Genomic DNA, 19,419 nt, shown 5'->3' with positions numbered 1-19,419 from the left:
GGTTACTGTCCCTCTCCGCGGACGAGGATGGATGAGGTGGTGGTGGCGACGCTCTCACGCGAATCGTCCGCGGCGAGGGCAAAGATTTCCTGGCGGGTGGTGATCATGGCCCCGCCGCCCATGGCACGAACTCCGTCAACGTGCAGTTCCGCCACCAGCCGGTCGCCGGCGAAGATGGGGCGGTGGTGGATGAAGCGCTGGTCGGCGTGGACCACGCGGGTGAAGTCGATGCCGGCGTCCGGATCCTCGATCAGCTGCGCGTCGGCGCGCTGGGCGATGATGATGGCGAATGTGGGTGGCGCCACCAGGTCACTGTGGCCAAGGGCCTTGGCTGCCTCGACGTCGAAGTGGGCAGGGTGCGTGGCCTTGACGGCGCGGGCGAACTCGCGGATTTTCTCGCGGCCGACGTCGTATACCTCTGCGGCAGGGTAACTGCGGCCCTGCAGGTCCGGATTGATAGTCATGGGTTCAAGCCTATCGTTGCCAGGCGTTCGGGAGGGTCTTGCATCACGCTGATATGATGAATTTATCATTCCATCAAGTGGTTTCATTCAGGAGCGCTCCGCATGTTGACGCCCGCCCAGGCTCCGTTGTATGAGATCAAAGCCAACCTGTTCAAAGCGCTGGCCCATCCCGCACGGATCCGGATTTTGGAGCTGTTGGCTGCCGCCCCGGAGAACACGGCCGCGGTGAGCTACCTCCTCGCCGAGACCGGGCTGGAAGCCTCCCACCTCTCGCAGCATCTGGCCACCCTGCGAAAGCACAAGGTGGTGACGTCGGTGCGGTCCGCCAACGCCGTGACCTACCGCCTGGCGCACCCTGGTGTCTCAGAGCTCCTTGCCATCGCACGCACCTTCCTGCTGGACAGCCTCGCTGACTCCAACGAACAGCTCCGGCTGGCCCACCAGCTGCCGGCAGGGCACCTGCGGGAGGGATCCGCCCCGTGAGCCACGACCTGCGCCCGGCCTCCCGCAGGCTCAGCCGGTACCTGCCTTCCCGGACCGACTACACCGGACTCCGGCAGTCCTGGCGCGCGGACCTGCTGGCGGGCATCACTGTGGGCATCGTGGCACTGCCGCTGGCGCTGGCGTTCGGCGTCAGCTCCGGGGTGGGCGCCGAGGCCGGCCTCATCACGGCCATCGTGGCCGGTCTGGTGGCTTCCGTCATGGGCGGGTCCCCCGTCCAGGTGTCCGGGCCCACCGGCGCCATGGTGGTGGTCCTTGCCCCGGTGGTGGCCGTCCACGGAACCGGCAGCGTGGCGCTGCTGTCCGTGATGGCGGGACTGCTGGTCTGCATCCTGGGAATCAGCGGCCTGGGCCGGGCCGTGGCGTTCATCCCCTGGCCGGTAGTGGAAGGCTTCACGCTGGGCATCGCCGCCATCATCTTCCTCCAGCAGGTTCCGCTGGCCACCGGCACCTCCGGCATCCCGGGGCACAACACCCTCCTGGCAGCCATCGAATCCGCGTCCCGGGCAGCGCCGCCCACAGTCCTGCTGACGCTCGCGCTCGTGGCGGGGGTCGCCGTCGTGATGATCCTGGTGCAGAAGCTGTTCCGGGCCCTTCCCGCGAGCCTGCTCGCCGTGCTGCTGGCCACCTCGGCAGCCGAACTCCTGCAGCTGGACATCCCGCGGATCGGTCCACTGCCGCACTCCCTGCCGTCCCCCACGTTCCCCGCACTTGATCTCGATTCGCTGGGCAGCCTGGCGATGCCGGCCGTGGCCATTGCGTGCCTGGCGGCCATCGAATCCCTGCTCTCGGCGCGGGTGGCCGCAGGAATGAGAGGTCCGGACGGCACACCCAACAGCGCCTACAGCCCTGACCGCGAGCTCACAGGCCAAGGCCTTGCTTCCGTCGCCGCCGGCTTGTTTGGCGGAATGCCGGCCACCGGTGCCATCGCACGGACGGCCGTCAATGTGCGCTCGGGAGCCAAAACCCGGCTGGCCGCCGCCATCCATGCCGTAGTCCTGCTGGGCATCGTCTATCTGGCATCGGGCATGGTCAGCCGGATCCCGCTGGCAGCCCTGGGCGGCGTCCTGATGGTGACAGCGGCGCGGATGGTGTCCCGGCGGACCGTTGCCGCGATCCTCCGCTCAACGCGGTCGGACGCTGCGGTCTTTATCATCACGGCCCTCATCACCGTGGCTTTCGACCTGATCGTCGCGATCCAGATCGGGCTGGCCGCGGCGGCGCTCTTCACCCTCCGGAAATTCGCCTCGCTGAGCAGCGTTCAGCGCGAAGAGGTTTCAGGGCCGCGCGCGGAAGGTGATGAGCATATTGCCATTTTCCGGCTGGACGGTGCCATGTTCTTCGGCGCGGCAGAACGCATTCTCCAGGAAATCAGCCAGGTGAAGGACATTCAGGTGGCCATCATCAGGCTCTCCCAGCTGCGGATGCTCGACGCCACCGGCGCCCATGCCCTCGTGGAGGTCATTTCTGCCTTAGAGTTGCGCGGCATCACGGTATTGCTCAAAGGAGTCCGGCCGGACCACCTGGCCGTGGTCACCAACGTGGGAGTGATCCGCTCACTCCGACACCACAAACATCTGTTCACTGACCTTCCGGCGGCTGTGGCGCATGCCCGCAGCCATGTCCGCCGGAACGCGGCCGCAGCTAGCGCTTAAGCTTCTTCCGGATGGCCTGGCCGCGGACCACGATCCCTGCGATGTGCAGCAGCAGGCCGAGCCCGATCAGCGGCAGGGACGCCGTGGCCAGGCCCTGGTTTCCCGTGGTGTTGCCGATCAGGTTCAGGACGATTCCGACGCCGATCAGCCCCATGGCGCTGAACACCATGACCTTGTAGGCGGTGGGCGCGGTGTTCCAGAATTCGTTCAGCACCGTCCAAGTCTACCGAGCGGGCTCAGAACAACGATTCCTGCACGGCCGGCACCTCCGAGGCGAAGTCGCCCAGGACGATGGTCCGGGCAGCCAGCCGGCCGAGGTTCACCACAAAGGCGGCGTCCGTTCCGTCCAGCCGTGCCAGGGCGTTGGTCCCGCTGAGGGCCGCGATGCCAAAGCCGTGCCGGCCGCCGTCGAGCGCGTGCGGGTAGGCGTGCCGCGCCGTGGATTCGCAGAGCCCGGTTGCCTGCGCCGGCCTCACCCACTGTTCGTCCACAATGCTGAAATGTACGACGGCGGCGCGAGCCAGCAGGGTCCTCACTGCGGCTGCGTGGCGGGCGTTGATGGCATCCAGCCCGGATCCGGGAAGGGGCTGCACGAGAGCTTCCTCCTTGGCCGCGGAACGTACCTGCTGGGTGAGTCCGGCTTCCTGGGTGACCATGTCCTCCAGGATCCGCACCACCCTGCCGTCATGTGCCCTGGCCACGTACCGGGCCACCACCGCGCCCTGTTCCGCGAGCCGGTTCCATTTCCGCAGGTGGGACGCGGTTCCCACCTTGCTGGCGCCGCCGGCGAAGGTGGCAACATACAGCCAGTGCTGCTGCATCAGGTAGGTCCGCAGTCCGGCGGGCACGCGGCCGCCGCGGTGGAAGTCGTGGATGAGCCGGGAGTCGTCCAGCACAAAGCAGCGCTCGCACTGCTTGCCTTTGGCGGCAGGAGCGGCGGCCGGGCACAGCACGTGGTCCCGTCGTGACTCCGAGTGGACTTTGTGGTGCCCCAGGCAGAACCTGCCACCGGCCGCCACCTGGAAGCCGAGCCTGGCACCCGGGTGGAGGCTGACCTCCCGGAACTCGCCCGATGGCGGCTGAAGGCGCAGGACCGGACTGCCGCCGTCGTACTCCTGCCCCGGGGCCGGCTCCCCGTCCCAAAAGACCCCGTGCACCAGATAACGGGTATCGGTCACGGGGTCTCCTGAACTGGACTGGGCTAGAGCGCCGGCTGCACGCCAAAGGCTACCGCGAGCTTCATGATCTTCTCGGCGCGGCCCAGGCGGGGCAGGTCCGAGCCGTCACGGATGACGCGGCCGTTGGCCTCGAAGTCGGACATGAAATCCGTGGCCCAGGCGACGTCCGAGGGCGTGGGGCTGATGACCTCGTTGATGATGGCGGTCTGGTCGATGGCGAGGCACAGCTTACCCGTCATGCCCATCATCACGGTGACGGCGGTCTGCTCGCGCAGGATGGGGTGGTTGGTGCCCACGGTGGGTCCGTCGATGGGGCCGGGCAGGTTGCCCACGCGGCTGGCAACCACCAGCTTGGCGCGGGGGTAGGCCATGGCTTCCTGGGTGGCGGCCATGCCGGTGTCGCGGCGGAAGTCGCCGGAGCCGAAGGCCAGGCGGAAGGCGCCCTGGGCCTTGGCGATGTTGTTGGCTTCCTCGATGCCCAGGGCGGATTCCACCAGCGGGATGACCGGCGTTTTGCCGTCCATGCGGTGGAAGCTTTCGGTGACCTGGTCAGCGGATTCGGTCTTGGCGAGCATCACGCCCAGAAGGCCCGGGGTGCCGCGCAGCCCGGCGAGGTCCTCGGCCCAGAACGGGCTGGTGGCATCGTTGATCCGGACCCAGGCCTTGCCGCCGCCGGTGAGCCAGTCCACCACGTGGCCACGGGCGCGGTCCTTCTGCGACGGGTCCACAGCGTCCTCGATGTCGAGGATGATCGAGTCGGCGCGGGAAATGGCCGACTGGTCAAAGAGCTCCGTTTTCATGGCATTGACGAGAAGCCACGAACGGGCGATCTCTGCGGGGATATTGCGTTCCGGCCGTACGGTCTCGGTGGCGGTGGTAGACGTCATGTATCTACCGTATCCGCCCGACAACCGGCACGCCGAAGAAAACGGCTCCCTTGTGAGGATCAATACGAACTAAAAGGGATGTGACTGGTCCCTGCTTGGAATTACGGGAGGTTGCTGCCCCTGGCGGTGACCCACAGCCCGTACCACTGGGCCCTGGTCATGGCCTGTGCCACCCGGGCGGCGTCCGCGCAGGCGGCGATTCTTGCCGGGTTCACGGTGCCGATCACCGGCGCGATCCCCGCGGGGTGCTTCATGAGCCAGCCGAGGAGGACGGCCTCCCCGCTGGTGTTGTGTTCGCGGGCCAGCTCCCCCACCAGCTCGGCGGTGGCAGCCTCGGCCGCTGTGGGGTCGTCCGGGCCGGCCCCGGTGTACAGCCCACGGGCCAGGGCGCCGTAGGCCTGCAGCGTGATGCCGTTGCCCGCACAGTACTCCAGCGTCCCGTGCGGAAAGCTGTAGTCCAGCGACTCGGCATGGTTGACCAGGACGGTGCTCTCCAGCCAGGCGCGCTTGAGCAGGCTCATCTCCAGCTGGTTGGCCACCACGGGCACCTCCAGCCGGTCCTGCAGCGCCTGGATCTGCGCTCCCGACATGTTGGACACGCCAAGCGCCCGCACCTTGCCCTCCGCCAGCAACTGCCCGACGGCGGCGGCCACCTCCGCAACGCCGGTCAGCGGATCGGGGCGGTGCAGCAGGAGCACGTCCACGTAGTCCGTCTGCAGCCTCTGCAGGCTGGCGCCGACCCGTTCCAGGATGGACTCCCGGCTGAGGTCATAGTGCCCGGCCAGCCCGGGCTCGCCCAGACGGATCCCGCACTTGGTCTGCAGCCGGATCCTCTCGCGCAGGCCGGGCGTTGCCGCCAGGACCTCACCGAATACGGCCTCGGACTTGCCCCGGCGGTAGATGTCGGCGTGGTCGAAGAGTGTGATTCCGGCAGCCAGCGCGGCCTCGACGGCGGCGGCGGCCTCGTCCACATGGACGGTCCCGTGCGGCTCGTCGGACCAGCTGCCGCCGAGGCCCATACATCCGTAGATGAGTTCCTGCGGCGAGTTTGGGACGTTGTGTTCAGTCATGGCGTCACTCTTTCACGGGTCGCGGCAGACGCACAGGTGGCGGGGCCCGGCCGGGCCCCGCCACCTGTGCGTGCTATGGAGTTAGGTCAGCGCAGCCAGACGGTGCTGTTGGCGCCGAGTTTGCCGTCCTCCAGCGGGGAGCTGCTGACCAGCACGGTCCCTGCCGGCAGTTCGACGGCGGTGTCCCCGAAGTTGGTGACGGACTGCCAGCCGCCCGGGCGGCTGAAGTGCAGGACCTCGGGGTTGCCGGTTTCCACCCACTCCAGTTCCTCGTCGGCCTGGAGTTCCCGGCGCAGCTTCAGGGCCGCGCGGTACAGCTCCAGGGTGGAGTTTGCGGTGCCGTCCTGTGCCTCGACCGCGTACTTGCTGAACCAGTCCGGCTGCGGCAGGTGCGCGCCGCCGTCGCCAAAGCCGAAGGAGGTCCCTTCGACCTTCCAGGGCAGCGGCACGCGGCAGCCGTCACGGCCCACCTCAACACCCTTGCTCCGGAAGAAGGAGGGGTCCTGGCGTTCAGCGTCGGGAATCTCCGCCACTTCCTGCAGGCCCAGTTCCTCGCCCTGGTAGAGGTAGGCGGAGCCGGGGACGGCGAGCATCAGCAGGGTGGCGGCGCGGGCGCGGCGCTCGCCGAGCTCCACATCCAGGTCCTCCTTGGGGCCGCCGGCCAGGAGCCAGTCCTTGCCGTCCTGGCCCTTGGCGTGCTTCTTGCCTGCTGACGTCTTGGGCAGGCCGTAGCGCGTGGCGTGCCGGACGACGTCGTGGTTGGAGAAGACCCAGGTGGAGGACGCGCCGGTGGCGGCGGCTTCAGCCAGGTTGTGGGTGATGATTTCGCGGAAATCGTCGGCGTTGAAGTCGGCCTGGAGCAGGTCGAAGTTGAAGGCCTGGCCCAGGCCTTCGGGGCTGGCGTAGCGGGCGCGGCGGGTGGCGTGGACCCAGGCTTCCGCCACGGCGGTGCGCGGCGGGTTGTATTCGTTGAACACCTCGCGCCATTCGACGTAGATGTCGTGCACGTCGTCGCGGTCCCAGAAGGGGTGCGAGCCGTCGTCGAACCCGTCTGTGCCGGTGTTGGCCGCGCTCAGCTCCAGCTTGGAGAGCAGCGGTTCGGTGAGGTCCTTGGTGAGGGCATGCGCCACGTCCACGCGGAAGCCGTCCACGCCGCGGTCGGACCAGAAGCGCAGGGTCTTCAGGAAGTCATCGCGGACCTCGCGGCTGGACCAGTTCAGGTCCGGCTGCTCCTTGGCGAAGATGTGCATGTACCACTGGCCGGGGGTTCCGTCGGGTTCGGTGATGCGCTCCCAGGCCGGTCCGCCGAAGACGGAGTCCCAGTCCGACGGCGGGAACTCGCCGTTGGGGCCCTTGCCGTCACGGAAGATGTAGCGCTCACGCGCGGCCGAGCCCTTCGGCGACGCGAGGGCCTCCTTGAACCATTCGTGCCGGTTCGAGGAGTGGTTGGGAACGATGTCGGCGATCAGCTTGATGCCCGCGGCGTGCAGGGCCTTGGCCATCTCGTCGAAGTCCGCCAGGGTGCCCAGCTTGGGGTCCACGTCGCGGTAGTCGTCCACGTCGTAGCCGCCGTCGGCCAGGGCCGACGGGTAGAACGGGCTGAGCCACACAGCGTCGATCCCCAGTTCATTCAGGTACGGGACCTTGGCCGTGATGCCCTTGATGTCACCCAGGCCGTCGCCGTTGGAATCGGAGAAGCTGCGCGGGTAGATCTGGTAGACCGCGGCCTGGCGCCACCAGTTGGGATCGGCCAGGCGGTCAGAGTCGGACAGGGTTGCCAGAGTGGCAGTGGTGGACAAAGGATGATCCTTTTCTTTTTGTTGGGTTGTTGTTGCTGGGTGGATGGTTCTGGCTATTTGACGGCTCCGCGCATGACTCCGGACAGTACCCAACGTTGGGCCAGGATGTAAACCACCAGGGTGGGTGCCATGGCCATCAGGTAGGACGCGAACGCGAGGCTGTAGTTGGTGTTGAATTCGCCCTGGAACAGCATCTGCACCACGGGCAGGGTCTGCAGGGCGGGGTCGGCGATCATCATCTGCGGCAGCAGGAAGTCGTTCCACGAACCCAGGAAGGCGAAGATGCCCACAGTGGCGTTCATGGGGGCCAGCAGCGGGAAGATGATCTTCCGGAACACCTGCCAGGTGGTGGCCCCGTCCATCCGGGCCGATTCCTCCAGCTCCACCGGAATGGACCGGACGAAGGCGATGTACAGCAGCGCGTTGAACGATATTCCGCCCAGCACGTGCAGGAAGACGACGCCGGCCGGGTTGTCCAGGCCAAGCAGTGCAGTTTGCTTGATCAGCGGCAGGATGATGACCGGAAACGGGATGAACATGGCCGAGAGCAGGTACACAAAGGAGCCGCGGAAGAACCGGTGGTTCCAGTTCCGTGCGATCGCGTAGGCCACCAGTGAGCTGCAGGCCAGTGAGCCCAGGACGCTGAGGACGGTGACGAAGGCCGTGGACATAAAGGCGCGCGGGAAGTTGGTGGCCACGTACGCTGCGGCGAAGTTTTCCCAGTTCATCGGGCTGGGCCAGGCAAGGCCGGTCCCGGTGCCGATCTGGTCCGGGGACTTCAGTGCCATGGCCACGGTGAAGTACAGCGGCAGCAGCACGGTCAGCGAGGCCACCAGCATGAGCGCGGTGAGCCACCAGTTGACCTTGAAGCCTTCGCGGCTGGACCTGCGGTTCCGGCGGGCTGTTGCCTTCGTCGCGGCGGGCGCGGTGCGGGTGAGAGTTGGTGAAGTCATTAGAGAGAAACCCCCCGGCGCTGGATGAGGCGCAGCTGGATGACGGAGATCAGCAAGGTGATCAGGAAGTAGATGACGGCGTTGGCCATCTGGTACGAGTAGTCGCCGCCCGTGAAGCCGGAGAAGATGCGCATGGCCACCGACTGCGTCGCCATGCCGGGACCGCCGCCTGTGAGGCCCACGATGATCTCGTAGGTTCCAAGGAATCCCTTGAATCCGAGGATCACGTTGATCACCAGGTAGCCAAGGATGAGGGGCAGCGTGAGGCTGAGGAACTGCCGGAAGCTGCCGGCCCCGTCCAGGTCCGCCGCTTCGTAGACTTCGGCGGGCACACTCTGGAGGCCGGCGAGATAAATGATGGTGGCCCCGGGCGCGGCCTGCCACACGGTGACCAGCACAATGGCCAGCCAGGCGAGGTTTTCGTTGGCCAGGATGCTGGTGGCCAGCGGGGTGACTCCGAACCGCTCAGCCAGGACCGGAAGCGTGTTCGAGAACAGGTAGTTGAACACAAAGGACACGATCAGGGCGGACAGGACCATGGGGATGAAGAACACGGTGCGGATGCCGGTGCGCCACTTGATCTTCGCATTCAGTCCAAGCGCGATCGCCAGGGCCACAACGTTCACCACCACGGTGGTGGTCAGGGCAAAGACAAACGTAAAGATGTAGGACTGCAGGACAGCCGGATCCTTGAAGATGTTGACGTAGTTGGACAGCCCGATGAACTTCCAGTCCCCGTAGCCGGCATAGTTGGTCAGGCTGAAGAACACGCCCACCAGTGCGGGCAGGGTGATGAAAAAGGCGAACAGCGCCAGGACCGGCACCACCATCCAGTAATACGTGGGGTCGATCCGGCCCTTGGACCGGACTGTTGGAGTACCGCCGGAGTCGGTGCGCGGGGACAGGGCTGCCTCGGCCGCCAGGGAAGTTGTTGTCATGGGGGCTCCTGGAATCGGGGTGGGCATCAGACCGCTGTCCGTTCGGCGACGCGGCGCCATTCGTCGTCGAGCGCGGAGAGGAACTGGTCGCCGTTCTTGCCGTACACAAAGGACTGGATGTAGTTGTTCACCGGAACTGAGGGCGGGAAATACGTGACTGCGCCCTGGAAGTAACGGGCGTCCTTGATGGAGTCGTTGAGTCCGCTGATCTGCGGGTTGGTCACGGCCGGGGCCTCCTTCAGCGGTGAGAAGGCGGCGTTCTTTTCGTTGTAGGTGTTCACCACGTCCGGCTCCAGCAGGTAGCTGACGAACCGCTGCGCCGCTGCCATGTTCGGGGTGTTCCGCGTGATGGAAAGCGCCATGTCCACGTTGACCCGCGCCTTGGTGTCGTCCGGGTTGTTGGTGACGGGCAGCGGGAAGGTGCCCAGCCGGATGGCCGGATTGGCGGCGACAAGCTGGGACAGCGCCCACGGGCCCTGCAGGTATATGGCTGCCTGGCCCTTGGCGAACGCGGCATTGCCGTCAGCGTAGTTCTTGCTGGCTGCGCCGTTCTGCGCGTACGACGCCAGCTGCAGCATCTTGGGCAGCGCCGGTCCGAAGTTGTTGGTGAATGACTCGGGGGCGGCGGTGCTGATGCCGGCGCCGGCGGCCGTGAGGTTCGTGAAGAATTCGGCGACGTCGAGCGAGCCGCCGGCGACGTAGTCGAACATGCCCTGCGCCAGGGTCCAGGGGTCCTTGTAGGTCCCGTAAATCGGGGCGATTCCGGCCGCCTTGAAGGTTTCGCAGGCCGCCACGAATTCGTCCCAGGTCGTAGGGACGGCCACGCCGTTGGCGTCAAAGATGTCCCGGTTGTAGATGACTCCGGCCGCAGCCACCGAGAACGGCAGGGCGCTGGTCTCGGTGCCGTTGTACTGGCCCCAGGAGCTGATGAGCTCCTGCATCTCCGGGTTGATGGTGGAGGCTGCCGGGAGGCCGGCGAGGTCGGCGAAGATGCCCTTCTTCACGAAGTCGGCAGTGGCCTGGGCGAAGCCGCGGGTCACGACGTCGGGCGGGTCGTTCCGCACCAGACCGGGAACAAAGTTACCCTCATTGAAGTCCTGGATGACCTTGATGTCCGGGTTCAGCGCCTCGAAGTCCTTGATCACTTGGTTGAAGTAGTCCACCACTTCCGGCTTGTTCTGCATAAAACGCAGGGTGGTGACGCCGTCCTGCTTGCTGGCGCTGGCGCCGGCACCGCAGCCGGTAAGGGGAAGGATGGCGGCCGCGCCGGCAAGGCCGGCTGCGCGGAGCAGGGAACGCCTGCTCAGCAGAGATGCCGGGACAGAGGCGTTCACAGGGCGCGGACTGACGTGGCGGCGTGGCGCGGACGGGGCTGGGACTGGGGCGGGCAGTGCTTCGGGATGCAGTTCACAATTGCTCCTTTGCAAAGGGCTGATAGTAAAAGCCAGTGGTCGGCGGCCGTCCGGCCCACCATGCTCTAAGTGTTTATTTGGAATCTAAATTTAGTTCCTCAAGTATTATGTGGTGCAAAGCACAGAGAGGTCAACACCATGTCGGAAGTTTCCTCGGCAACGCCCCAGTTGTTGCGGCGCGTGAGCGCCGGAGCCGTCCTGGACTTCATGCGCGCCTCGGACGCGGTGACAGTCACAGAGGTCATGGAGGCCACCGGGCTCACCCGTGCCACGGCCATTTCGGTGTGTGAGGACCTCATGGAGCGGGGCTGGATCCGGGAACTGGAGAACCAGCGGGCGTTTGGCGGCTACCAGAAGGGCAGGCCGGCACGGCGGTTCGAGCTCAACGATCGCGCCGGCTACGTCCTGGGCATGGACGTTGGCATCTCCAAGGCCACCGTGGTGGTGTCCGACCTCCGTGGAAAAACACTGGGCAGGTCCACCCAGCCCTTCGCCGACGCCGAAATTTCCGCCGAAGAACGCATCGCGGTCATCGACCGCGCCGCCATGCTGGCGCTTGACAGCGTGGGGGCCACCCCCGAGTCTGTCCTTGCCGTCTGCGCGGGGATCGCGGCTCCGGTGGACCGCAACGGCGAGGTGCTGGTGACCCAGCACTTCTGGGGCCTGTTCGACGTCGGCCTGAAGTCCGCCCTGCGCGACCGGCGGGGCTGGACGGTACTGCTCGAAAACGACGCAAACCTGGCCGCTCTTGGTGACCGCTGGAGGGGCGCTGCTGCCGGCGTCGACGATGTTGTGGTCATCCTCGCCAGTGAGCGCCTCGGCTCCGGGGTGATCGACGGCGGGCGGCTGCTGCACGGCCGCGGCGGAGGCGCCGGCGAGCTGGCCTTCCTGGACATGGTGGAGGGCGTGGGAGACACCTTCGGCGTTGCGGCGCTGGCCCGCGGCTGGGCGGCCGATGCCCTCGCGGGCAAAGCCAGGACTTCGCTGCGGGACCATGCCGAAGGCGCAGAGGCTGAACAGGTGTTCGCAGCCGCCGCCGCCGGCGATGCAGTGGCGCTGAAGATCCTGGAGCGGATTGCCGACAGGATGGCCCGCGTGATCGGGGCCGTGGCCACCATCATCAACCCCGAGCTGGTGGTCATCGGCGGCGCCGTGGCGAACTCCGCCGGTGTGCTGCTGGATCCCATCGCCGAGCGCCTGACAAAGTACACCGTCACTCCCCCGCGGGTGGCAGTGTCCCCTCTGGGCGATTCGATCGTGACCGTGGGCGCTGTACGGTGCGCCCTCGATTACGTGGAGAAGAACACCCTGGACCTGGAGCTCACAGCGCCGGCCTGACGCGCCCCGCCCATCTCTCCCCCACGGCGCGAACGTACACTTGAGGCCCCAAATCCACGCGCGAACCGGCAGGTAATGCCCTTAAAACTCAGTTTTGAGGGCATTACCTGCCAGTTCGCGCTGGGGTTGGTGCGCTACGCTATTCCGGCATGATCATGGTCCGCAGGTCCAGCTGGCGCAGCACCCGGTCCGCAACTTCGGGGTCCATGTCCGGTTCGTTGCGCGCCAGGACCACTTCCTGCCGTGCCGCGTCCAGCGCGATGGTCTGGACAGCGATGGCCAGCCCGCGGCCCCGAACCCGGAGGTCATCCACGCTCTCGTTCCGAAGGCTGCCGTCCAGCAGTTCGGCGTGCAGGCGGCCCATCTTCGCCTTCACCAGCGCCACTTTCTCGGGCGGGAGGTCCTTCATCAGGTCGTGCTCCTTCAAAGCCGCCACGGCGGCGGCCTGTGCCCGCTGGGCCAGGACGCGGGCGGCGTCCCGCTCCTCCGACCCGTCGTTGGAGGCCTTCAGCACGCGCATCAGCCAGGGTAGCGTCAGCCCGGGCAGGACCAGCGTAGCCAGCAGCACCGCGCAGGCAATCACCAGCAGGTAGTCGCGGGCCGGGAACGGTGTTCCGTCAGCCAGGGTCAGCGGCAGTGCCAGGGCAAGGGCAAGGGTGGCCAGTCCGCGCATGCCGCAGCAGGTCAGGATGAGGACTTCCTTGCCGGAAGTGGGCTGCAGGACGTTCTTGCGCTTCCGCGCGCCCACCGCCAGGACGGCGAGCCACAGGAACCGCACCGCAAACACCAGGACGCACACCAGCGCCGCCACACCCAGCATGCCAACGATGTCGCTGCCCTCGGCCCGGATGACGTCCCTGATCTCGAGCCCCACCAGGCCGAACGCCAGGCCGGTGACCAGCAGTTCCACCACGTCCCAGAAGGCAGTCCTGGTGACCCTTTCGGCCGCATCCTGCGGGCGGGTATGCCGCTGCATCTCCAGGGCCGTGACCACAACGGCGATCACGCCTGAGGCGTGCATCTCCTCCGCCAGGATGTAGGCGGCGAACGGCACCACGAGAGTGACCGCGCTGCGCGCCACCATCGAGGCCACGAGCCGGGTGATGAGGGCAGTCAGCCAGCCCATGGCGATGCCCACCACCACCGCCACCGCAGCGCCAATGACAAAGTCGAGGACGACGTCGGGCCCTATCCTGGTGCCGCCCACGGCAGCGGCCACCGCTGCCTGGAAGATGACGATGGCGGCGGCGTCGTTGAACAGGCCCTCGCTTTGCAGGACGGTGATGAGCCGGCGGGGCATGTGAACCCGGCCGGCCACGGACTCCACGGCCACCGGATCCGGCGGTGCCACCATGGCACCCAGGGCGATGGCCGCAGGAATGCCGATCCCCGGAATCATGAGCCACGCCGCGCCCGCCACCACGGCTGTGGTGATGACCACCAGCGCGACCGCCAGCATGATGAGTGTCCGCCAGCGGACCCGGAAGACCGCCCACGAACTGCGCTGGGCCGTTGCGAAGAGCAGCGGCGGCAGGAAAATGGGCAGGATCAGTTCGGGCGGGATGTCCAGGTCGGGGAAGCCCGGGATGAAGGTGAGGCAGACCGCCAGGAGCAGCATCAGGACCGGATACGGCAGTCGGAGCCGGTCCCCCAGGCCCACGGCCACCACGGTGGCCAGCAGGAGCCCGATAATGAGTGCCAACTGATCCATGTGCCTGCTTCCCCAGTGGGGCGGCCTGTCCCGCCGTCCGGCGGGAGGCGGTGCTCCCTGTTTCAGCTTATCGGGGCCTCAAGTGTACGTTCGCGCTTATGTGTTGCGGCGCTTATGTGTTCCGGCGCTGGGCTACGGCTGCGGTTCCAGGGCGGCAGCGATGGGCAGCGTGCCGTCGCGGAATTCGATCGTCCGGTACGCGGTCTCGGGCAGGTCCAGGACCGCTGCGGCCACACTCGCGGTGTTGCTGCGGGATGTTTCCCGGCCGCCTCCGAGTACGGGGTCGACGTCGATCCTCCCGGTCCCGGGATTGTCCGTCAGTGCGCCGGGCCCCAGGATGGTCCAGGCCAGCCCGGTGCCCCGCAGGTACTCATCCGCGGCCGCCTTGGCCTCCGCGTAGGCGAAGAAGCTGTGGTCCGCCGGGACGCCGTGGTCCGGCCCCGCGCCGAGGTAGGACACCATGACATACCGCCCGACGCCGGCCTCCGCCGCCGCGTCCATCGACCGGATGGCGGCGTCACGGTCCACCGCGTACGTCCGCTCGGGATTACCGCCGCCGGCCCCGGCTGACCAGACCACGGCGTCGTGGCCGGCGAGGCACCCGGCGATCGCCGCCGTCGTCGAATTTTCAACGTCAAGGACCGACGGCGTTGCCCCCGTTGCCGCGACGTCGGCCGCGTGGTCCGGGTTGCGGATGATCGAGGTGACGCTGTGCCCCTCTTCCGTGAGCAGGGTGGACAGGTGGAGGGCCACTTTGCCGTGGCCGCCGATGATTGCGATGCGGGTCATTCCCCCATTCTGCCCCTCCGGCCCATTCGCTGCCTTCAGGAGGGCACCGGCAGGCCGCGCGGTCAGGCTGGCGCTGTCAGGTGAGCGTGCGGTAGCGGAGGTAGACCACGCCGTGTCCGAAGGTGCGCTCTCCTACGAGCTCCAGCCGCAGCTTCAGGCCGTCCGGCAGGAAGCGCAGGCCGCCGCCCACCGCCACCGGGTTGAGGAACAGCTGGCACTCGTCCACAAGCCCGGCGTCGAGCGCCGCCGCGGCCAGGGTGGGACCGCCGATACTGATGGTGCCGTCCGTGGCTGCCTTCAGTTCCCGGACGGCGTCGGGGTTGAACGTCCGCTCGATCCTGGTGCGGGCGGTGTCCACGGCTTCGAGGGTGGTGGAGTAGACAACCTTGTCTGCCCCCTTCCAGATCCTGGCGAAGTCCTGGATCACGGGCGGCTCGTCGGTGGTATCCCATGCTTCCCAGGCCGACATCACCTCATACATGCGACGCCCGAGCAGGAAAGTGCGGACCCCACGTTCGAGATCGTTGATAAAGGCGTGGACCTCCTCGTCCGGGGCGCTCCAGTCGAAGTTGCCGTCCCGGTCCGCGATGTAGCCGTCCAAGGATGCAATGCCTGAGTAGATGAGCTGGCCCATGCGCCCCATTCTGCCCCGGGCCGCGGTGGATGGACAGGCCCTGGCCGCCGTACAGCACCGCGCCCTGCGGTGAGGGGTGAGCTCTCGGCGGTAAGTCCCGGCTTTAGCGCCGAGAGCTCACCCCTCATTTGATCGTGAACTGCTGCGCCATGGTCCAAAGGTTGGTGGTGGTCCAGTAGATCAGGACGCCGATCGGGAAGAAGACCCCGCCCACGGCGAAGACAAGCGGCAGGACATACAGGATCATCTTCTGCTGGCGTGCGAAAGGAGTGTCCGGAGATTCGTCAGGCAGGTTCCTGGCCATAATCCGTCGTTGCGTGATGAACTGCGAGGCCGTCATGGCCAGGATCATCAGGACAGTCAGCACTGCGACCGACGCGGAGTCGCCGGCACCGCCGTGCAGCACGGACGCTGACAGCGGGGCACCAAAAATGCTTGAGGCATCGAACTGCAGCGCCTGTTCGTGACTCATCGCTCCGATGCCCCGGCCCTGCCCGGCCGCGGCCGGGATGCCGGAGAGCACCTGGAACAGCGCGAAGAAGAACGGCACCTGGATCAGCATCGGCAGGCATGCGGAAAGGGGGTTGGTCCCGTGCTTCTTGTAGAGCGCCATCTGTTCCTGCGCCATCGCCTGCCGCGACAGCTGATCAGTCTTGCCCTGGTACTTGGCCTGCAGTTTCTTCAGGTCCGGCTGCAGGAGCCGCATCCGGCGTTGGGCGGTGACCTGCCGCAGGAACACCGGAATCAGGGCGGCACGGATGATCAGCACAAGGCCGATGATGGACAAAGTCCACGTCCAGCCGCTGGCCGCAGGCATTCCGGCACTGCCCAGGAGGTCGTGGATCCCGACCATAATGCCGGACACCAGCCAATTGAACGGCACCATTATTGTTTCGAAGAAGTCCACTGCTATCCCCCATCGCCGGCTGCAGCAAAGCTACGGCGAAAAGGAGCGCTTGTCACGGCCTCGCACCGCGGCGGCCACACGTCGTGCGGGGAAACAGAAAAGCCCCCGGAATCTCGGGGGATTCCGGGGGCCTAGCCTGTAGCGGTGGGGAGGCTCGATCTCCCGACCTCACGATTATGAGTCGTGCGCTCTAACCAACTGAGCTACACCGCCACGAATGAGAAAAACCTGCGCCAAGCCGGTCAAAACCGCCTTGACACAGGCCCTCATCCAGAGCCCCCCACCGGAATCGATCCGGTGACCTCGTTCTTACCAAGAACGCGCTCTACCACTGAGCTAGGGGGGCAACGAGTAAATACTCTACCGGAAGATTTCGCCACCAACAAATCGGCGGCCGGACGCGGCCCGGAGCCCGAAAAAGCGCGTAATTCCTGGCCTGAAAGTGCCTCCGGAGGGCTGATGCGGGGCTGCCAGGGCCAGTCCGGGAAGCGGGTGTGACGAAGCGAACATACGGCCTGGAGGATTGATGGGTTAAATGCCGATGGGCCGGCTCGAAAGCCGGCCCATCGGGTGGAACGCGTCAGACTAGCTGACGGTTACCACTTGCCCTTGCGGTTGAAGTCGCGCTGTCCGCCCTCGTTGCCGTGGCGGGGCTTGCGTGAGCCGTCGCCGTGGCCGCCGAAGCGGGAGTCGCTGGCCTGGCCGCGGGTGGCGCCGCTGTCAGCGCCAACGGGACGCTCGCTGTAGGAACGGCCGCCGCGGTCAGCGGAGGAACGCTCGCCGTCAGTCTTGCGGAATTCCTTCTTGAACCCGCCGTTGCCCTTGAAGTTGCCTCCACGGTCGCCGCCGCCGGAGTAACCGCCGCGGTCGCCGCCACGGTTGCCCTGGTAGCTGCCGCGCTCGCCGCCGCCGGAAGGCTTGCGGCCGTTGTCCAGCTCGAGGTGGATCAGCTCGCCGCCGATCCGGGTGCGGGAGAGGGCGCGCAGCTGCTCGGGGCTCAGGTCCGCCGGGAGCTCCACGAGGGAGTGGTCCGAGCGGATGTCGATGCCGCCGATCTGGGCCGAGGAGATGCCGCCTTCGTTGGCGATGGCGCCCACGATGGAGCCCGGCATAACGCGCTGGCGGCGTCCGACGGCGATCCGGTAGGTGGCGTTGCCCTCGGTGAGCGTCCGGGTCGGTCCACGGGAGCCGAAGCCGTCCTTGGCGCGCTCGCGCTTCTGGAACTCGGGAGCTGCGGGCAGTTCCTTCACCAGCAGCGGCTGTCCGCCCTGGGCCATAACGGCCAGCGCAGCAGCGATCTCCGAGGCGGGAACGTTGTGCTCTTCCTCGTAGGAGGAGATGAGGTCACGGAATGCGGCGACGTCCTCGGACTCGAGGGTCTCGGTGATGCGCTCGGCGAACTTGCCCAGGCGCAGCGTGTTCACGGTCTCGGCCGTGGGCAGGTGCATCTGCTCCACCGGCTGGCGGGTGGCCTTCTCGATCGAACGCAGCAGGTACTTCTCCCGCGGCGTCATGAACAGGATGGCGTCGCCGGAACGGCCTGCACGGCCGGTGCGGCCGATGCGGTGGACGTAGGACTCGGTGTCGTGCGGGATGTCGTAGTTGACCACGTGGCTGATGCGCTCCACGTCAAGGCCACGGGCCGCGACGTCGGTGGCCACGAGGATGTCGATGCGGCCTTCCTTCAGCGCGTCGACAGTGCGTTCGCGCTGCTGCTGCGGGATGTCGCCGTTGATGGCGGCCGCCTGGAAGCCCCGCGCCTTCAGCTTGTCGGCCAGGTCCTCGGTAGCCATCTTGGTGCGCACGAAGGCGATGACGCCGTCGAACTCTTCAACCTCGAGGATGCGGGTCAGTGCGTCGAGCTTGTGCGGGCCCATGACCTGCAGGTACCGCTGGCGGGTGTTGGCGCCGGTGGTGGTCTTGGACTTCACCGAGATTTCGGCCGGGTTGTTCAGGTACTGCTTGGACATCCGGCGGATCTGGCTCGGCATGGTGGCGGAGAACAGTGCCACCTGGCGGTCGGAGGGGGTCTGCTGGAAGATCTGCTCCACGTCTTCGGCAAAGCCCATGCGCAGCATTTCGTCGGCCTCGTCCAGCACCAGGTACTGGAGTTCGGACAGGTCCAGGGAACCCTTGGAGATGTGGTCGATCACACGGCCGGGGGTACCGACAACAACCTGGGCGCCGCGGCGCAGGCCAGCGAGCTGGGGGCCGTAGGCGGAGCCGCCGTAGACGGGGAGGACCGTGAAGTCATCGATGTGCTTGGCGTACGAGGTGAAGGCCTCGGCAACCTGGAGCGCGAGCTCGCGGGTCGGGGCCAGGACCAGGGCCTGGGTCTTGCGGGACGGGCCGTTGAGGTCGTGGAGCTCGGCCAGGCGGGACAGTGCCGGTACTGCGAATGCTGCAGTCTTACCGGTGCCGGTCTGGGCGAGGCCCACGACGTCGCGGCCTTCAAGCAGCAGCGGGATGGTTGCTGCCTGGATGGGGGAAGGCTTCTCGTAGCCGACATCCTGCAGGGCGGCCAGGACGCGGCCGTCGATGCCGAGGTCGGCAAACTTGATGCCCTCTTCTTCCTCTTCCTCAGCCTTGGCTGCGGGAGCGGCAGGCGCTTCCTCAGCCTTGGCTGCGGGAGCTGCCTCGGTGGCGGGCTCAGCAGCCGGCTCGACGGCGGGAGCAGCTTCGGAAGCGGGAGTCTCGGCGGGCTCGGCTGCGGGAACAGCGGCCTCAGTGAACTCGATGGTGGCGGTTTCGGCGGTCACGGCTTCAGCGGTGGCGTCGTTCTGATTTTCGGGCATAGGGAAATTTCCTCATCCATAGGGGGCCAGGCGGCACTACCCGAGGTGAGCGGAGCCGCAGTACATGTGCCGTGGATGCCGGGCAAACATTGACCGGCCGGTCACGTAGAAGTCCGGCGCTTTCGCAATCCCGTGGCAGGACTTCCCGCTGCATCTCTTGGCTGCTATCCCAGCAGTCTGTACAGCGTTTTCTTTAGCCGGCTCTCCCTATGAAAATGCCCGCTTCACATTTGCGGGCCCCAACACTTGCCAGTCCTGCCTCAAAAATTGGGCAGGAATAAGGGATTTCCGGAGTGGGGGATGTTTCAAGTGTAAGGCACAGATGCGCCCAGCACTAAATTAACGGCCGACGGCGGCGGTGAGCTTGCGCACATTACCACCGGCTCCG

The 19,419-nt window shown here is 66.7% G+C and carries 17 protein-coding genes and 2 tRNA genes; 3 read left to right on the top strand and 16 right to left on the bottom strand.

Annotated features, from left to right (window positions below; translation table 11 throughout):
• Positions 1-2 precede the first annotated feature (2 nt).
• Positions 3-464 carry a MaoC family dehydratase N-terminal domain-containing protein gene (locus EYS21_RS00795; RefSeq protein ID WP_056344520.1) on the bottom strand — a complete coding sequence of 154 codons (462 nt, stop codon included), beginning with the start codon at positions 462-464 and terminating at the stop codon, positions 3-5.
• 102 nt (positions 465-566) lie between these two features.
• Between EYS21_RS00795 and EYS21_RS00790 the strand changes: the two genes are divergently transcribed.
• Both EYS21_RS00790 and EYS21_RS00785 read left to right on the top strand, forming a co-directional pair.
• Positions 567-947, top strand: a complete 381-nt coding sequence (locus EYS21_RS00790) for a metalloregulator ArsR/SmtB family transcription factor (RefSeq protein ID WP_131131254.1) — start codon at positions 567-569, stop codon at positions 945-947.
• Positions 944-2,620 (top strand): SulP family inorganic anion transporter, encoded by a 1,677-nt coding sequence (locus EYS21_RS00785; RefSeq protein WP_242633224.1) that lies wholly within the window; start codon positions 944-946, stop codon positions 2,618-2,620. Before EYS21_RS00790 ends, EYS21_RS00785 begins: the two co-directional genes overlap by 4 nt.
• Here the strand turns inward: EYS21_RS00785 and EYS21_RS00780 are convergent.
• The 8 genes from EYS21_RS00780 to EYS21_RS00745 form a co-directional block, all read right to left on the bottom strand.
• Positions 2,610-2,834, bottom strand: coding sequence for a DUF3188 domain-containing protein (locus tag EYS21_RS00780; RefSeq protein WP_131131253.1), 225 nt, complete (start codon positions 2,832-2,834; stop codon positions 2,610-2,612). The two genes, EYS21_RS00785 and EYS21_RS00780, sit on opposite strands and share 11 nt — an antisense overlap.
• A 22-nt stretch (positions 2,835-2,856) precedes the next feature.
• Positions 2,857-3,798, bottom strand: coding sequence for a DUF2797 domain-containing protein (locus EYS21_RS00775; RefSeq protein ID WP_131131252.1), 942 nt, complete (start codon positions 3,796-3,798; stop codon positions 2,857-2,859).
• 23 nt (positions 3,799-3,821) lie between these two features.
• A complete protein-coding gene (locus EYS21_RS00770; protein WP_131131251.1) occupies positions 3,822-4,685 on the bottom strand; it encodes a CoA ester lyase in 864 nt (287 codons plus the stop codon).
• 101 nt (positions 4,686-4,786) lie between these two features.
• Entirely contained in the window at positions 4,787-5,755 is a 969-nt protein-coding gene (locus EYS21_RS00765) for an aldo/keto reductase (protein ID WP_131131250.1), read from the bottom strand.
• Between the two features lie 86 nt (positions 5,756-5,841).
• Positions 5,842-7,554, bottom strand: coding sequence for a glycoside hydrolase family 13 protein (locus EYS21_RS00760; RefSeq protein ID WP_131131249.1), 1,713 nt, complete (start codon positions 7,552-7,554; stop codon positions 5,842-5,844).
• A gap of 53 nt (positions 7,555-7,607) precedes the next feature.
• Positions 7,608-8,507, bottom strand: coding sequence for a carbohydrate ABC transporter permease (locus tag EYS21_RS00755; RefSeq protein WP_131131248.1), 900 nt, complete (start codon positions 8,505-8,507; stop codon positions 7,608-7,610).
• Entirely contained in the window at positions 8,507-9,445 is a 939-nt protein-coding gene (locus EYS21_RS00750) for a sugar ABC transporter permease (RefSeq protein ID WP_131131247.1), read from the bottom strand. The genes EYS21_RS00755 and EYS21_RS00750 overlap by 1 nt, the downstream gene beginning before the upstream one ends.
• 26 nt (positions 9,446-9,471) lie before the next feature.
• The gene (locus EYS21_RS00745) at positions 9,472-10,779 is read right to left on the bottom strand and encodes an extracellular solute-binding protein (RefSeq protein WP_131131246.1); all 1,308 of its coding nucleotides are present in this window, start codon (positions 10,777-10,779) and stop codon (positions 9,472-9,474) included.
• A 216-nt stretch (positions 10,780-10,995) separates the two neighbouring features.
• On the opposite strand from EYS21_RS00745, the gene EYS21_RS00740 reads away from it, so the two are divergent.
• A complete protein-coding gene (locus EYS21_RS00740; protein ID WP_131131245.1) occupies positions 10,996-12,195 on the top strand; it encodes an ROK family transcriptional regulator in 1,200 nt (399 codons plus the stop codon).
• 139 nt (positions 12,196-12,334) lie between these two features.
• On the opposite strand, the gene EYS21_RS00735 is transcribed toward EYS21_RS00740, so the two are convergent.
• The 7 genes from EYS21_RS00735 to EYS21_RS00705 all read right to left on the bottom strand — a co-directional run bounded on the left by EYS21_RS00735 (position 12,335) and on the right by EYS21_RS00705 (position 19,031).
• Positions 12,335-13,906, bottom strand: coding sequence for a Na+/H+ antiporter (locus tag EYS21_RS00735; RefSeq protein ID WP_131131244.1), 1,572 nt, complete (start codon positions 13,904-13,906; stop codon positions 12,335-12,337).
• 132 nt (positions 13,907-14,038) lie between these two features.
• Positions 14,039-14,695 (bottom strand): SDR family oxidoreductase, encoded by a 657-nt coding sequence (locus EYS21_RS00730; protein WP_131131243.1) that lies wholly within the window; start codon positions 14,693-14,695, stop codon positions 14,039-14,041.
• A 76-nt stretch (positions 14,696-14,771) separates the two neighbouring features.
• Entirely contained in the window at positions 14,772-15,329 is a 558-nt protein-coding gene (locus EYS21_RS00725; protein WP_131131242.1) for a dihydrofolate reductase family protein, read from the bottom strand.
• A 124-nt stretch (positions 15,330-15,453) separates the two neighbouring features.
• On the bottom strand, positions 15,454-16,236 hold the full coding sequence (gene yidC / locus EYS21_RS00720) for a membrane protein insertase YidC (RefSeq protein ID WP_131131241.1): 783 nt from the start codon (positions 16,234-16,236) through the stop codon (positions 15,454-15,456).
• A gap of 139 nt (positions 16,237-16,375) precedes the next feature.
• A tRNA-Met gene (locus EYS21_RS00715) sits at positions 16,376-16,449 on the bottom strand.
• Between the two features lie 61 nt (positions 16,450-16,510).
• Positions 16,511-16,582: transfer RNA gene (locus EYS21_RS00710), tRNA-Thr, on the bottom strand.
• A gap of 250 nt (positions 16,583-16,832) precedes the next feature.
• Entirely contained in the window at positions 16,833-19,031 is a 2,199-nt protein-coding gene (locus EYS21_RS00705; protein ID WP_131131240.1) for a DEAD/DEAH box helicase, read from the bottom strand.
• Between the last annotated feature and the right edge of the window lie 388 nt (positions 19,032-19,419).

The organism is Arthrobacter sp. S39, from assembly GCF_004320525.1.
Taxonomy (GTDB): Bacteria; Actinomycetota; Actinomycetes; order Actinomycetales; family Micrococcaceae; genus Arthrobacter.
This window is presented reverse-complemented; position numbering and strand designations above follow the sequence as displayed.

What these genes read in the sequence shown, in the direction of transcription:
- EYS21_RS00795 (WP_056344520.1), bottom strand. Translation starts at nt 464, where the DNA reads ATGACTATCAATCCGGACCTGCAGGGCCGCAGTTACCCTGCCGCAGAG.
- EYS21_RS00790 (WP_131131254.1), top strand. Translation starts at nt 567, where the DNA reads ATGTTGACGCCCGCCCAGGCTCCGTTGTATGAGATCAAAGCCAACCTG.
- EYS21_RS00770 (WP_131131251.1), bottom strand. Translation starts at nt 4,685, where the DNA reads ATGACGTCTACCACCGCCACCGAGACCGTACGGCCGGAACGCAATATC.
- EYS21_RS00765 (WP_131131250.1), bottom strand. Translation starts at nt 5,755, where the DNA reads ATGACTGAACACAACGTCCCAAACTCGCCGCAGGAACTCATCTACGGA.
- EYS21_RS00755 (WP_131131248.1), bottom strand. Translation starts at nt 8,507, where the DNA reads ATGACTTCACCAACTCTCACCCGCACCGCGCCCGCCGCGACGAAGGCA.
- EYS21_RS00750 (WP_131131247.1), bottom strand. Translation starts at nt 9,445, where the DNA reads ATGACAACAACTTCCCTGGCGGCCGAGGCAGCCCTGTCCCCGCGCACC.
- EYS21_RS00740 (WP_131131245.1), top strand. Translation starts at nt 10,996, where the DNA reads ATGTCGGAAGTTTCCTCGGCAACGCCCCAGTTGTTGCGGCGCGTGAGC.
- EYS21_RS00735 (WP_131131244.1), bottom strand. Translation starts at nt 13,906, where the DNA reads ATGGATCAGTTGGCACTCATTATCGGGCTCCTGCTGGCCACCGTGGTG.
- EYS21_RS00730 (WP_131131243.1), bottom strand. Translation starts at nt 14,695, where the DNA reads ATGACCCGCATCGCAATCATCGGCGGCCACGGCAAAGTGGCCCTCCAC.
- EYS21_RS00725 (WP_131131242.1), bottom strand. Translation starts at nt 15,329, where the DNA reads ATGGGCCAGCTCATCTACTCAGGCATTGCATCCTTGGACGGCTACATC.
- EYS21_RS00705 (WP_131131240.1), bottom strand. Translation starts at nt 19,031, where the DNA reads ATGCCCGAAAATCAGAACGACGCCACCGCTGAAGCCGTGACCGCCGAA.